This is a genomic window from Streptomyces sp. NPDC047869, assembly GCF_040704065.1.
Classification (GTDB): domain Bacteria; phylum Actinomycetota; class Actinomycetes; order Streptomycetales; family Streptomycetaceae; genus Streptomyces.
Map to the genome: position 1 here is coordinate 82,162 of NZ_JBEYRK010000004.1, position 12,234 is coordinate 94,395.

Below are 12,234 nucleotides of genomic sequence, written 5' to 3' on the forward strand. Positions count from 1 at the left end.
GCAGAGTGCCAGGCGGACGACCCGAAGGGCCGAGCGGAAGACATGCTGGAGGTGCGCGCGGATGCTGAGTGAACGCAGACTTCAGGTGCTGCGCGCCATCGTCCAGGACTATGTGGGCACCGAGGAGCCGGTCGGCTCCAAGGCGCTCACCGAGCGGCACAACCTCGGCGTGTCCCCGGCGACCGTGCGCAACGACATGGCCGCTCTGGAGGACGAGGGATACATCGCCCAGCCGCACACAAGCGCCGGGCGCATCCCCACCGACAAGGGCTACCGGCTGTTCGTCGACAAGCTCGCGGGCGTCAAGCCGATGACCAGCCCCGAGCGCCGGGCGATCCAGAACTTCCTCGACGGCGCCGTCGACCTCGACGACGTCGTCGCGCGCACGGTGCGGCTGCTCGCGCAGCTGACCCGGCAGGTCGCCGTCGTGCAGTACCCGTCCCTGACCCGGTCCACCGTGCGGCACGTGGAACTGCTCTCGCTCGCCCCCGCGCGCGTGATGCTGGTGCTGATCACGGACACCGGCCGGGTCGAGCAGCGGATGGTGGACTGCCCGGTGCCGTTCGGGGAGACGGCCCTCGCCGACCTCCGGGCCAGGCTCAACAGCCGGGTCGCGGGCCGCCGGTTCTCCGACGTGCCGCGTCTGGTCGAGGACCTGCCGGAGGCGTTCGAGCACGAGGATCGCGGTACGGTCTCCACGGTGCTCTCCACTCTGCTGGAGACACTGGTCGAGGAGAACGAGGAGCGGCTGATGATCGGCGGCACCGCCAATCTCACCCGTTTCGGACATGACTTTCCCCTCGTGATCCGGCCCGTCCTGGAGGCCCTCGAGGAGCAGGTCGTGCTCCTCAAGCTCCTCGGCGAGGCGAAGGATCCGGGCGTGATGGTGCGCATCGGGCACGAGAACGCACACGAGGGACTCAACTCCACGTCCGTCGTGTCGGTCGGCTACGGTTCGGGCGGCGAGGCGGTTGCCAAGCTCGGCGTGGTCGGACCGACCCGCATGGACTACCCGGGAACGATGGGAGCGGTACGCGCAGTGGCACGGTACGTCGGACAGATCCTGGCGGAGTCGTAAGTGGCCACGGACTACTACGCCGTTCTCGGCGTGCGCCGCGACGCGTCGCAGGATGAGATCAAGAAGGCGTTCCGCCGGCTCGCGCGCGAGCTGCACCCGGACGTCAACCCCGATCCGAAGACCCAGGAGCGGTTCAAGGAGATCAACGCCGCTTACGAGGTGCTGTCGGACCCGCAGAAGAAGCAGGTCTACGACCTCGGCGGCGACCCGCTCTCCCAGGCGGGCGGCGCGGGCGCGGGCGGTTTCGGGGCCGGTGGCTTCGGCAACTTCTCCGACATCATGGACGCGTTCTTCGGTACGGCGTCGCAGCGCGGGCCGCGCTCGCGCACCCGGCGCGGCCAGGACGCGATGATCCGGATCGACATCGAGCTGGACGAGGCGGCCTTCGGTACGACCAAGGACATCCAGGTCGACACCGCGGTCGTCTGCAACACCTGCAGCGGCGAGGGCGCGGCTCCGGGCACGACCGCCCAGACGTGTGACATGTGCCGCGGCCGCGGTGAGGTGTCGCAGGTCACCCGGTCCTTCCTGGGTCAGGTCATGACCTCCCGCCCCTGCCCCCAGTGCCAGGGCTTCGGCACGGTCGTGCCGACCCCGTGCCCGGAGTGCGCGGGCGACGGCCGGGTGCGCTCCCGCCGCACCCTCACCGTGAAGATCCCGGCCGGTGTCGACAACGGCACCCGGATCCAGCTCGCCGGCGAGGGCGAGGTCGGCCCCGGCGGCGGTCCGGCCGGTGACCTCTACGTAGAGATCCACGAGCTGCCGCACTCGACCTTCCAGCGGCGCGGCGACGACCTGCACTGCACGGTCACCATCCCGATGACCGCGGCGTCCCTCGGCACCAAGGTGCCGCTGGAGACGCTGGACGGCCTGGAGGAGGTCGACATCCGGCCGGGCACCCAGTCCGGACAGTCGATCCCGCTGCACAACCGCGGCGTCACGCATCTGCGCGGCGGCGGCCGGGGCGACCTGATCGTCCACGTCGAGGTCACCACCCCGACCAAGCTGGATCCCGAGCAGGAGCGGTTGCTGCGCGAGCTGGCGAAACTGCGGGGCGAGGAGCGGCCGACGGGGCAGTTCCAGCCGGGGCAGCAGGGGCTGTTCTCGCGGCTGAAGGACGCGTTCAACGGGCGCTGAGGCCAGGGGGCCGCGGCCCCTCGGCCCCGGCCGGGGGGCTCCGGCCCCCCGGACCCCCGCCTGCCCGCCCACACCCGGCCCGGTGGGCCGGAAAGTGGCATGTGCCAAGGGGAAGACCCGATTCGGCGCATACCCCCGGACGTGACAACATGCGGACATGTCCTCCGCGCTGACCGATCTCTTCCCCCGGCCGATCGTGCAGGCTCCCATGGCGGGCGGGGTCTCCGTGCCGCAGCTCGCCGCGGCCGTGTCCGAGGCCGGCGGGCTCGGGTTCCTCGCCGCCGGGTACAAGACCGCCGACGGCATGTACCAGGAGATCAAGCAGCTGCGGGGACTGACGGGGCTGCCCTTCGGCGTGAACCTCTTCATGCCGCAGCCCGACTGTGCGGAGTCCGGCGCCGTGGAGCTCTACACCCACCAGCTCGCCGGTGAGGCCGCCTGGTACGAGACCGAGCTGGGCGACCCGGACAGCGGTCGGGACGACGGCTACGACGCCAAGCTCGCCGTACTGCTCGACGACCCGGTGCCGGTGGTCTCCTTCCACTTCGGGGTCCCCACCCGTGAGGTCATCGACTCCCTGCACCGCGCCGGGACGTTCACCCTGGTCGCCGCCACCACCCCGGAGGAGGCGCGCGCGGTCGAGCGGGCCGGGGCGGACGCGGTGATCGCGCAGGGCGTCGAGGCCGGCGGCCACCAGGGCACCCACCGGGACGTCCCCGAGAACGACGGCTCCGGCATCGGGCTGCTGTCGCTGCTCGCGCAGATCCGCGAGGCGGTGCGCATCCCGGTGGTCGCCGCCGGCGGCATCATGCGCGGCAGCCAGATCGCCGCCGTCCTCGCGGCGGGCGCGAGCGCCGCCCAGCTCGGCACGGCGTTCCTCGCCACCCCGGAGTCCGGCGCCCACGCCCTGCACAAGCAGGCGCTGACCAACCCCCTGTTCGCACGCACCGAACTGACCCGCGCCTTCTCCGGCCGCCCGGGGCGCGGCCTGGTCAACCGCTTTCTGCGCGAGCACGGCCCCTACGCCCCCGCCGCCTACCCCGAGGTCCACCATGTGACGGCGCCGCTGCGCAGGGCCGCCGCCAAGGCCGGTGACGCGCAGGGCATGGCACTGTGGGCGGGCCAGGGCCACCGGCTGGCCCGGGAGCTGCCGGCCGGGCAGCTGGTGGAAGTGCTGACGGCCGAACTCGCCGCGGCCCGGACCGCGCTGTCGGCCGGGGGTGACGCGCGATGACCGCGCCGGTGTTCGTCGTCGACTCGCTCGAGGGCGTGGGCCCCGGCTCGACCATCGACGTGACGGGACCCGAGGGGCGGCACGCCGTCTCGGTACGGCGGTTGCAGCCCGGCGAGGAAGTCGTGGTCACCGACGGCAAGGGCCGGGGAGCGTCCGGGGTCGTCCTCAGCATCTCGGGCAAGGACCACATGGTCGTCGAGCCGCGCGCGTTCCCGGTGGAGCCCGAACCCAGCCCTCGTATCACCGTGGTCCAGGCCCTCCCCAAGGGCGACCGCGGTGAGCTCGCCGTGGAGACGATGACCGAGACGGGCGTCGACGCGATCGTGCCCTGGCAGGCCGCGCGCTGCATCACACAGTGGAAGGGCGACCGGGGGCAGAAGGCCCTCGCCAAGTGGCGCGCCACCGCCCGCGAGGCGGGCAAGCAGTCCCGCCGCCTCCGCTTCCCCGAGGTCGCGGACACCGCGACGACCCGACAGGTCGCCGCCCTGCTCGCCGCGGCCGACTTCGCCGCCGTGCTCCACTCCGACTTCGAGCACGACAGCGCCCCCCTCGCCACCGCCGAACTCCCCGAGCGGGGCGAGATCGTGCTGGTCGTGGGACCCGAAGGAGGCGTGGCGCGCGACGAGTTGGCGCTCTTCGAGGAGGCGGGCGCCAAGCCGTGCGTGCTGGGCCCTACGGTGTTGCGCACATCCACCGCCGGCACCGCCGCGGCGGCCCTCCTGCTGGGCCGCACCGGCCGCTGGTCCTGAACACCCGGGGAACACCATGGAACTCGCCCAAGTCCGGCTCCTCGTCACCGACTTCGCCGCCTGCTACCGCTTCTACGCCGACGTCCTCGGCCTCAAGCCGCAGTCCGGCACCGGCGTGGGACCGTACGAGAAGTTCAGCCCGCACGCCGGCTCGGCCGGGATCGCGCTGCAGGACCGCGCCATGATGGCCGGGATCCTGGCGGAGCTGGGCGAGACCGCCACCGGGCACCGCTCCCTGGTCGTGCTGCGCGTGGACGACCTCGACGCGTACTGCGCGGAGATCACGGCCCGGGGCGCGACCGTGCTGCACGGGCCGGCCCCGCTGACCGAACGCATGCGCGTGGCCCACCTCAAGGACCCGGAGGGCAACCTGGTGGAACTCCAGGAATGGCTCCTCCTGCGCGCCTGACGGCGGGGGAGCGCACCGGCCGCCGCTGCCCGAACGGGTGAGTGGCCGTATGCGGCCTTCCGTCCCGGGGGGCGGCGGTGGCACGCTGCCCTTCATGGGGGCATCGAGGCGGATTCGGCGCCGGCCGCGGGCCGTGCGCGGTGTGGCCGTGGCGGGGCTCGTGGTGCTGGGGGCGGGCGCGGTGGTGGCGTGTCAGCCGGGGGACCTGAGTTCGGCCTCGGCCGCGTACACCACCGACAGCACCGCGACCGCCGAGCTGAAACGGCGGCATGTGGACGTGAGCTGGCTGACCTGCACCGGCAACTACGGCGGCAAGGGCGGTGGAACGTCCCGCAGTTCGCCCTCGCCGACGGAGAGCACCGTCGTGTCCGTGGACTGCCAGGGGCAGACCCGGGACGGGCGGAGGATCACCGTCAAGGGGAAGGTGACCCGGGCCGTGGACGGGGCCTGCGTGCGCGGGGACCTGACGGCCAGGGTCGGCGGCAGGCAGGTCTTCCGGGTCAGCGGGCTCGGCGACTGCGACGCCACACCCGGTCCGACGTACCGGCCGCCCACCCAGCGGGGCGGGCAGCCGACCGTCACCGTGACCGTGACGCGGACCATCTGGTGCAAGCACGATCCCAGTTGCTGGCCCGTGGAGGGCAAGTGATCGGAACCGGGAGCGGGGGACGCCGGTCGCTGCGTACAGTGACGGGGTGACTCAGGCGGCTTCGACGGCATCCTCCGGCTACCTCCGATTCCCGCACCCGCACGGCGACTTGGTGACCTTCGTCGCCGAGGACGACGTCTGGCTGGCCCCGCTCGACGGCGGGCGCGCCTGGCGGGTCAGCGCCGACAACGTGCCGGTGAACCACCCCCGCGTCTCGCCCGACGGCACCGCCGTCGCCTGGACCTCCACCCGCGACGGCGCCCCCGAGGTGCACGTCGCCCCGGTGGACGGCGGCCCCGCCAGACGGCTGACGCACTGGGGCAGTTGGCGGACCCAGGTGCGCGGCTGGACCCCGGACGGCGAGGTGCTCGCGCTCAGTACCCAGGGCCGGGCGAGCCTGCGCCGGAGCTGGGCCCGGGCCGTCCCGCTCGACGGGGGGCCGGCCACCACCCTGCCGTACGGGCCGGTCGGCGATGTCGCCCACGGCCCGCACACCGTGCTGCTGTCCGCCCCGATGGGTCGCGAGGCCGCCTGGTGGAAGCGGTACCGGGGCGGCACCGCGGGCAAGCTGTGGATCGACCGGGAGGGCGACGGCGAGTTCGTCCGGCTGCACGAGGAGCTGGACGGCAACATCGAGTACCCGCTCTGGGCCGGCGACCGGATCGCGTTCCTCTCCGACCACGAGGGCACCGGGGCGCTCTACTCCTCCCTCGCCGACGGCTCCGACCTGCGCCGGCACACCCCGCTGGAGGGCTTCTACGCCCGGCACGCCGCCACCGACGGCACCCGGGTCGTCTACTCCCGCGCCGGTGAACTCTGGATCCTGGACGACCTCGACGGCGCCGAACCGCGCCGGCTGGACATCCGGCTCGGCGGACCGCGCGTGGACCTCCAGCCGTTCCCCGTGAACGCCGCCCACTGGTTCGGCTCCGCCGCCCCCGACCACACCGCGCGCGGCAGCGCGGTCGCCGTGCGCGGCGCCGTCCACTGGGTCACCCACCGCTCCGGCCCCGCCCGCGCGCTCGCCGCCCAGCCGGGCGTACGGACCCGGCTGCCGCGCACCTTCCGCTCCGAGGGCGAGGAGTGGGTGGTGTGGGTGACGGACGCCGAGGGCGAGGACGCCCTGGAGTTCGCGCCCGCCACCGGCGCCGCCCTCGGCACGCCCCCGCGCCGGCTCGCCGCCGGTGAGCTCGGCCGCGTCCTGGAACTGGCCATGGCACCCGACGGCAGCCGGGCCGCCGTCGCCGCACACGACGGGCGGCTGCTGCTGGTCGAGCGGGAGACCGGCGAGGTGCGCGAGGTGACCCGCAGCGAACACGGCGACGTCCACGGCCTCGCGTTCTCCCCCGACTCCGGCTGGCTCGCCTGGGCCCACCCCGGGCCCCAGCCCCTCTCCCAGCTCCGCCTCGCCAACACCACCGACCTGTCCGTCACCGAGGCGACCCCGCTGCGCTTCCAGGACTACGCGCCCGCCTTCACCCTGGACGGCAAGCACCTCGCCTTCCTCTCCAGCCGCTCCTTCGACCCGGTCTACGACGAGCACGTCTTCGACCTGGCCTTCGTGGAGGGCGTCCGCCCGCACCTGATCACCCTCGCCGCGACCACCCCGTCCCCGTTCGGGCCGCAGCGGCACGGCCGGCCCTTCGGCACCCCCGACAAGGAGGAGACGCCGGACAGCGAGGGCACCCCGGCGACCCGGATCGACCTCGACGGCCTCGCCGACCGCATCGTGCCCTTCCCGGTCGAGGCCGCCCGCTACTCCAACCTGCGCGCGGCCAGGGACGGGATGCTCTGGCTGCGCCACCCGGTGCGCGGCGTCCTCGGCGCGGGCCGCGCCACGGCCGACGCCCCCGACCCGAAGACCCGGCTGGAGCGTTACGACCTCGCCCAGCAACGCCTGGAACATCTCGCCGCCGACGCCGACCACTTCGAGGTCAGCGGTGACGGCAAGCGGGTGCTGCTCTGGAGCGACGGCCGGCTCAGGGTCGTACCCGCCGACCGGCACGCCTCCGACGACGAGGACGGCGACTCGAACATCGCCGTCGACCTGACCCGGATCCGGCAGACCGTCGACCCGGCCGCCGAATGGCGGCAGATGTACGACGAGACCGGCCGCATCATGCGGGACAACTTCTGGCGGGCCGACATGGGCGGCGTCGACTGGGACGGCGTCCTCGACCGCTACCGGCCCGTCCTCGACCGCCTCGCCACCCACGACGACCTGGTGGACCTGCTGTGGGAGGTGCAGGGCGAACTCGGCACCTCGCACGCCTACGTCACCCCGCGCGGCGGCTTCGGCGACGGCGCCCGGCAGGGGCTGCTCGGCGCCGACATCTCCCGCCACGAGGACGGCGGCTGGCGCGTCGACCGCATCCTGCCCTCGGAGACCTCCGACCCGGACGCCCGCTCCCCGCTGGCCGCGCCGGGCGTCGCCGTGCGCCCCGGGGACGCGATCGTCGCGGTCGCCGGGCAGCCGGTCGACCCGGTGACCGGCCCCGGCCCGCTGCTGACCGGCACGGCCGGCAAGCCCGTCGAACTGACGGTCTCGCCGGCCGGCGGCGGCGATCTGCGGCACGTGGTCGTGGTCCCGCTCGCGGACGAGGAGCCCCTGCGCTACCACGCCTGGGTCGCCGGCCGCCGCGCCCATGTCCACGAGCGGTCCGGCGGCCGGCTCGGCTATCTGCACGTGCCCGACATGCAGGCGCCCGGGTGGGCCCAGATCCACCGCGACCTGCGGATCGAGGTGGCCCGCGAGGGGCTGGTCGTCGACGTCCGGGAGAACCGCGGCGGCCACACCTCCCAGCTCGTCGTGGAGAAGCTGGCCCGGCGGATCGTCGGCTGGGACCTGCCGCGCGGGATGCGGCCCGAAAGCTACCCGAGGGACGCCCCGCGCGGACCCGTCGTCGCCGTCGCCAACGAGTTCTCCGGCTCCGACGGCGACATCGTCAACGCGGCGATCCGCGCCCTCGGCATCGGCCCCGTCGTCGGCACCCGTACCTGGGGCGGCGTCATCGGCATCGACAGCCGCTACCGCCTAGTCGACGGCACCCTGATCACCCAGCCGAAGTACGCGTTCTGGCTGGAGGGGGCCGGGTGGGGTGTGGAGAACCACGGCGTCGACCCCGACGTGGAGGTCGTGCAGCGCCCGCAGGACCACACGGCGGGCCGGGACGTCCAGCTGGACGAGGCGATCCGGCTGGCCCTGGAGGCGCTGGAGGAGACTCCCGCCAGGATGCCGCCCGAACTGCCGTGACCGGATTCCGCGGCACCCCCGATACGATGCCCCGGTACTGATCACCGGCGTCAGGAGGCACACCCATGGCAGGGGAACCGCAGGACGACTGCCTGTTCTGCAAGATCGTCGCGGGGGCCATCCCGGCGACGGTCGTCCGCGAGACCGAGACCACCGTCGCCTTCCGGGACATAAACCCGCAGGCCCCCACCCACGTCCTGGTGATCCCCAAGGCCCACTACAAGAACGCGGCCGAACTCGCCGCCGACGCCCCGCAGCTCGCCGCCGACGTGCTCGCCGAGACCCGGGCCGTCGCCGACGAGGAGAAGCTGGACAGCTACCGCGTCGTCTTCAACACCGGCAGCGGCGCCGGCCAGACCGTCTGGCACGCCCACGCGCACGTCCTCGGCGGCCGTGGCCTCGAATGGCCCCCCGGATAACCGGTCATGTCCGTCCGTGAGTTCGTCGTCCTCGGCACCGCGAGCCAGGTCCCGACCCGGCACCGCAACCACAACGGCTACCTGCTGCGCTGGGACGGCGAGGGCATCCTGTTCGACCCCGGCGAGGGCACCCAGCGGCAGATGCTGCGCGCCGGGGTCGCCGCCCACGACCTGAACCGGATCTGCGTCACCCACTTCCACGGCGACCACTCCCTCGGGCTGGCCGGAGTGATCCAGCGGATCAACCTCGACCAGGTGCCGCACGAGGTGACCGCGCACTACCCACGCTCCGGTCAGCGCTTCTTCGACCGGCTGCGGTACGCGACCGCCTACCGGGAGACGGTCCGCCTCACCGAGGCACCGGTCGCCGCCGACGGCGTCCTCGCCGCGACCCCGTCGTACACGCTCGAGGCCCGGAAGCTGTCCCACCCCGTGGAGTCCTACGGCTACCGGCTGACCGAGCCGGACGGGCGCCGGATGCTGCCCGGCCGGCTCGCCGCGCACGGCATCGGCGGCCCGGACGTCGGCCGCCTCCAGCGCGAGGGCCGGCTCGGGGACGTGACGCTGGAGGACGTCAGCGAGGTGCGGCGCGGGCAGCGGTTCGCGTTCGTCATGGACACCCGGCTGTGCGACGGGGTGCACGCCCTCGCCGAGGGCTGCGACCTGCTCGTCATCGAGTCCACGTTCCTCGACGAGGACGTCGCGCTGGCGGCGGACCACGGCCATCTGACGGCGGGACAGGCGGCGGCCGTGGCGCGCGGCGCCGGGGTGCGGCACCTCGTCCTCACCCACTTCAGCCAGCGCTACCCGGACCCGGAGGAGTTCGAGCGGCAGGCGCGGGCCGCCGGGTTCGAGGGCGAGCTGACCGTGGCCTACGACCTGATGCGGGTGCCGGTTCCGAAACGGAGATAAAACCCCCGTACGATGCTGCGATGCCCCTCCCCAAAGCAGAACTGCACCTGCACATCGAAGGCACCCTGGAGCCCGAGCTGGCGTTCGAGCTGGCTGCCCGCAACGGTGTCGAGCTGCCCTACGCCGACACCGAACAGCTCCGCGAGGCCTACCGGTTCGAGGACCTGCAGTCCTTCCTGAACCTGTACTACGAGCTGATGGCCGTCCTGCGCACCGAACAGGACTTCGCGGACCTGGCCGACGCCTACCTCGCCCGCGCCGCCGCGCAGGGCGTCCGGCACGCGGAGATCTTCTTCGACCCGCAGGCCCACCTCGCCCGGGGACTGGACATGGGCACCGTCGTGGAGGGGCTTTGGCGGGCGCTGGGCCGCAGCGAGGAGAACCACGGCGTCTCCACCCGGCTGATCCTGTGCTTCCTGCGCGACGAGTCCGCCGAGTCGGCGCTCGAGACCCTTCAGGCGGCCCGGCCCCACCTGGACCGGATCACCGGCGTCGGCCTCGACTCCGCCGAGGTCGGCCACCCGCCGGTGAAGTTCCGGGAGGTGTTCGAGGCCGCTGCCGCGCTCGGGCTGCGCCGCGTGGCGCACGCCGGTGAGGAGGGGCCGCCGGAGTACATCACCGAGGCCCTGGACGTCCTCGGCGTGGAGCGCGTCGACCACGGTCTGCGCTGCATGGAGGACCCGGCGCTGGTCGAGCGGCTGGTCCGGGACCGCGTCCCGCTGACCCTGTGCCCGCTGTCCAACGTCCGGCTGCGCACGGTGGACGTGCTCGCCGGGCACCCGCTGCCCGCGATGCTGGACGCCGGGCTGCGGTGCACGGTCAACTCCGACGACCCCGCCTACTTCGGCGGGTACGCCGGCGACAACTTCGACGCGGTGCGCTCGGAACTGGGCCTCGGTGACGAACGGCTCCGGGAACTGGCCCGCAACTCCTTCCTCGCCTCCTTCCTGGAGGACGACGAGGAGCGCAGGGCCCGCTACCTCGCCGAGGTGGAGGCGTACGAGTTCGGGTAGGCGGCGGCGGTGTCGTACGCCCCCTGCGCGGCCGGAACCGGGGCCTCCACCTGGATCTCCACCACGGGCAGCGGCAGCCGGCCCGCGCGCAGCGCCACCAGCGTCATCGGCACCGCGACCGCCAGCAGGCCGGCGGCCAGGACCTGGCCCATGACCGGGAATCCCGCCCCCGCCGCCAGCACGCTCCCGGTCAGCGGGCCCGCCGCCGTGCCCAGCGACGCCGCCGAGCCGACCAGGACCGCCCAGCGGCCCCGCGGGTCCAGGGACGCGGCCAGCCCGATGACGTACGACAGCACGACCGGGTAGAGCAGGTTCCAGGAGATCTCGCCCGCCGCGAAGGCCGGCAGACCGTCGGCCGAGGCGCTGAGCACGATGCAGCCCGCGATGAGCGCCGTACCCGCGCCGATCGGCACCGCCCGGCCGAGGCGCGGTCCGAGTGCCCCGGCGCCCAACACGCCGACCAGCCCGGCACCGAGTGCGACGGCGAACACCGCGCCGACGGTGACCTCGGTCAGGTGGGCCTGGCCGAGACCGATGCGTCCGCTGACGCCCCACAGCGCGTTCTGCGCCAGTGACCAGCAGGGCATGGCCGCGGCGAGCAGCAGTCCGGCCCGCCGGTGGGGCAGCCGGGCGCCGGGTCCGGCCGGACGGCGGGCCAGAGCCGTGGCGGCGGACAGCCGGCCGGTGAACGGCCACACCGCGAGCGCGGTCAGGGCGATCGCGGCGAGCGGCAGACCGTGGCCGGGGCCGAGGTGAGGGATCGTCAGGTAGAGGACACCGGCGAGCGCGGAGACGCCGAGCAGCCCGAACGTGGTCGCGCGGTGCGGATCGCGCTGGGCGGCGATGCCGCCGGCGGCGACCGCCGTAACCGTTCCGGAGCCGAACCCGCCGAGGAGCGCGCCGATGACGACGGCCGGTACGGCCTCGCTGAGCGCGGCCCCGCCGTAGCCGAGGAAGGCGAGCGTGAGGCCGAGGCGGGCCAGGGTGCGGGCGCCGGCCCGCTCGACCCGGGAGGCCAGCAGGAAGCCGGCGGCCGCCGAACTCAGCAGCAGGGCACTGCCGATGGCCCCTGCCTGGGTGGTGGTGAGCGGAAGCCCGGTGTCCAGCCGGCCGACGGTGGTCGGCAGCAGATACGGGGCGAGGTACCCGGCCGTGAAAAGGGCGACGAGGGGCCAGGGCATGGAGCGGGGGGCGGACACGGGCGTTCCCAGGGCAGGCGAAGGAGCGGCTCGAGAGCCGGGGGAGAGGGGAGGGCGACGGCCGTCGACGGACGGGAACGCGCGAGCAAGTTGTATCAAGCACGCGGTTCCAGAAGAAGTTCGGGTGGGGTGATCTGGATCACTCTTGTGTTTGGGTCGAATGATCACGGGTAAAAGTGCGC

Annotated in this window: 11 protein-coding genes; 10 read left to right on the forward strand and 1 reads right to left on the reverse strand. The window is 73.7% G+C overall.

Translation table 11 applies throughout. The annotated features are described in order from the left end of the window. Positions 1 to 61: 61 nt before the first annotated feature. The 10 genes from hrcA (at position 62) to AB0924_RS07285 (ending at position 10,853) form a co-directional block, all read left to right on the forward strand. Positions 62 to 1,078: a heat-inducible transcriptional repressor HrcA gene (hrcA, locus tag AB0924_RS07240; protein ID WP_358927334.1), complete on the forward strand. Its 1,017-nt coding sequence runs from the start codon at positions 62 to 64 to the stop codon at positions 1,076 to 1,078. Next, positions 1,079 to 2,215: a molecular chaperone DnaJ gene (gene dnaJ, locus AB0924_RS07245; protein WP_366910883.1), complete on the forward strand. Its 1,137-nt coding sequence runs from the start codon at positions 1,079 to 1,081 to the stop codon at positions 2,213 to 2,215. It abuts the gene before it with no gap. 157 nt (positions 2,216 to 2,372) lie between these two features. Further along, on the forward strand, positions 2,373 to 3,449 hold the full coding sequence (locus AB0924_RS07250) for a nitronate monooxygenase (RefSeq protein ID WP_366910884.1): 1,077 nt from the start codon (positions 2,373 to 2,375) through the stop codon (positions 3,447 to 3,449). Continuing rightward, on the forward strand, positions 3,446 to 4,198 hold the full coding sequence (locus AB0924_RS07255; RefSeq protein ID WP_366910885.1) for a 16S rRNA (uracil(1498)-N(3))-methyltransferase: 753 nt from the start codon (positions 3,446 to 3,448) through the stop codon (positions 4,196 to 4,198). The genes AB0924_RS07250 and AB0924_RS07255 overlap by 4 nt, the downstream gene beginning before the upstream one ends. 16 nt (positions 4,199 to 4,214) lie before the next feature. Continuing rightward, positions 4,215 to 4,607, forward strand: coding sequence for a VOC family protein (locus AB0924_RS07260; protein ID WP_358927330.1), 393 nt, complete (start codon positions 4,215 to 4,217; stop codon positions 4,605 to 4,607). 94 nt (positions 4,608 to 4,701) lie between these two features. Further along, positions 4,702 to 5,256, forward strand: coding sequence for a hypothetical protein (locus AB0924_RS07265; protein WP_358927329.1), 555 nt, complete (start codon positions 4,702 to 4,704; stop codon positions 5,254 to 5,256). 46 nt (positions 5,257 to 5,302) lie between these two features. Further along, positions 5,303 to 8,509, forward strand: coding sequence for a PDZ domain-containing protein (locus AB0924_RS07270; protein ID WP_358927328.1), 3,207 nt, complete (start codon positions 5,303 to 5,305; stop codon positions 8,507 to 8,509). 65 nt (positions 8,510 to 8,574) lie between these two features. Further along, on the forward strand, positions 8,575 to 8,928 hold the full coding sequence (locus tag AB0924_RS07275) for a histidine triad nucleotide-binding protein (protein WP_366910886.1): 354 nt from the start codon (positions 8,575 to 8,577) through the stop codon (positions 8,926 to 8,928). A gap of 6 nt (positions 8,929 to 8,934) precedes the next feature. After that, positions 8,935 to 9,840 carry a ribonuclease Z gene (locus tag AB0924_RS07280; RefSeq protein WP_358927326.1) on the forward strand — a complete coding sequence of 302 codons (906 nt, stop codon included), beginning with the start codon at positions 8,935 to 8,937 and terminating at the stop codon, positions 9,838 to 9,840. A 20-nt stretch (positions 9,841 to 9,860) separates the two neighbouring features. Next, positions 9,861 to 10,853, forward strand: coding sequence for an adenosine deaminase (locus tag AB0924_RS07285; RefSeq protein WP_366910887.1), 993 nt, complete (start codon positions 9,861 to 9,863; stop codon positions 10,851 to 10,853). Here the strand turns inward: AB0924_RS07285 and AB0924_RS07290 are convergent. Beyond that, positions 10,817 to 12,052 (reverse strand): MFS transporter, encoded by a 1,236-nt coding sequence (locus AB0924_RS07290; RefSeq protein ID WP_358927324.1) that lies wholly within the window; start codon positions 12,050 to 12,052, stop codon positions 10,817 to 10,819. The two genes, AB0924_RS07285 and AB0924_RS07290, sit on opposite strands and share 37 nt — an antisense overlap. Between the last annotated feature and the right edge of the window lie 182 nt (positions 12,053 to 12,234).

Bases quoted from the DNA above. Each gene is read 5' to 3' on its own strand.
- AB0924_RS07285 (WP_366910887.1), top strand. From the start codon at position 9,861: ATGCCCCTCCCCAAAGCAGAACTGCACCTGCACATCGAAGGCACCCTG.
- AB0924_RS07275 (WP_366910886.1), top strand. From the start codon at position 8,575: ATGGCAGGGGAACCGCAGGACGACTGCCTGTTCTGCAAGATCGTCGCG.
- AB0924_RS07280 (WP_358927326.1), top strand. From the start codon at position 8,935: ATGTCCGTCCGTGAGTTCGTCGTCCTCGGCACCGCGAGCCAGGTCCCG.
- AB0924_RS07260 (WP_358927330.1), top strand. From the start codon at position 4,215: ATGGAACTCGCCCAAGTCCGGCTCCTCGTCACCGACTTCGCCGCCTGC.
- AB0924_RS07255 (WP_366910885.1), top strand. From the start codon at position 3,446: ATGACCGCGCCGGTGTTCGTCGTCGACTCGCTCGAGGGCGTGGGCCCC.
- AB0924_RS07250 (WP_366910884.1), top strand. From the start codon at position 2,373: ATGTCCTCCGCGCTGACCGATCTCTTCCCCCGGCCGATCGTGCAGGCT.
- AB0924_RS07265 (WP_358927329.1), top strand. From the start codon at position 4,702: ATGGGGGCATCGAGGCGGATTCGGCGCCGGCCGCGGGCCGTGCGCGGT.
- hrcA (WP_358927334.1), top strand. From the start codon at position 62: ATGCTGAGTGAACGCAGACTTCAGGTGCTGCGCGCCATCGTCCAGGAC.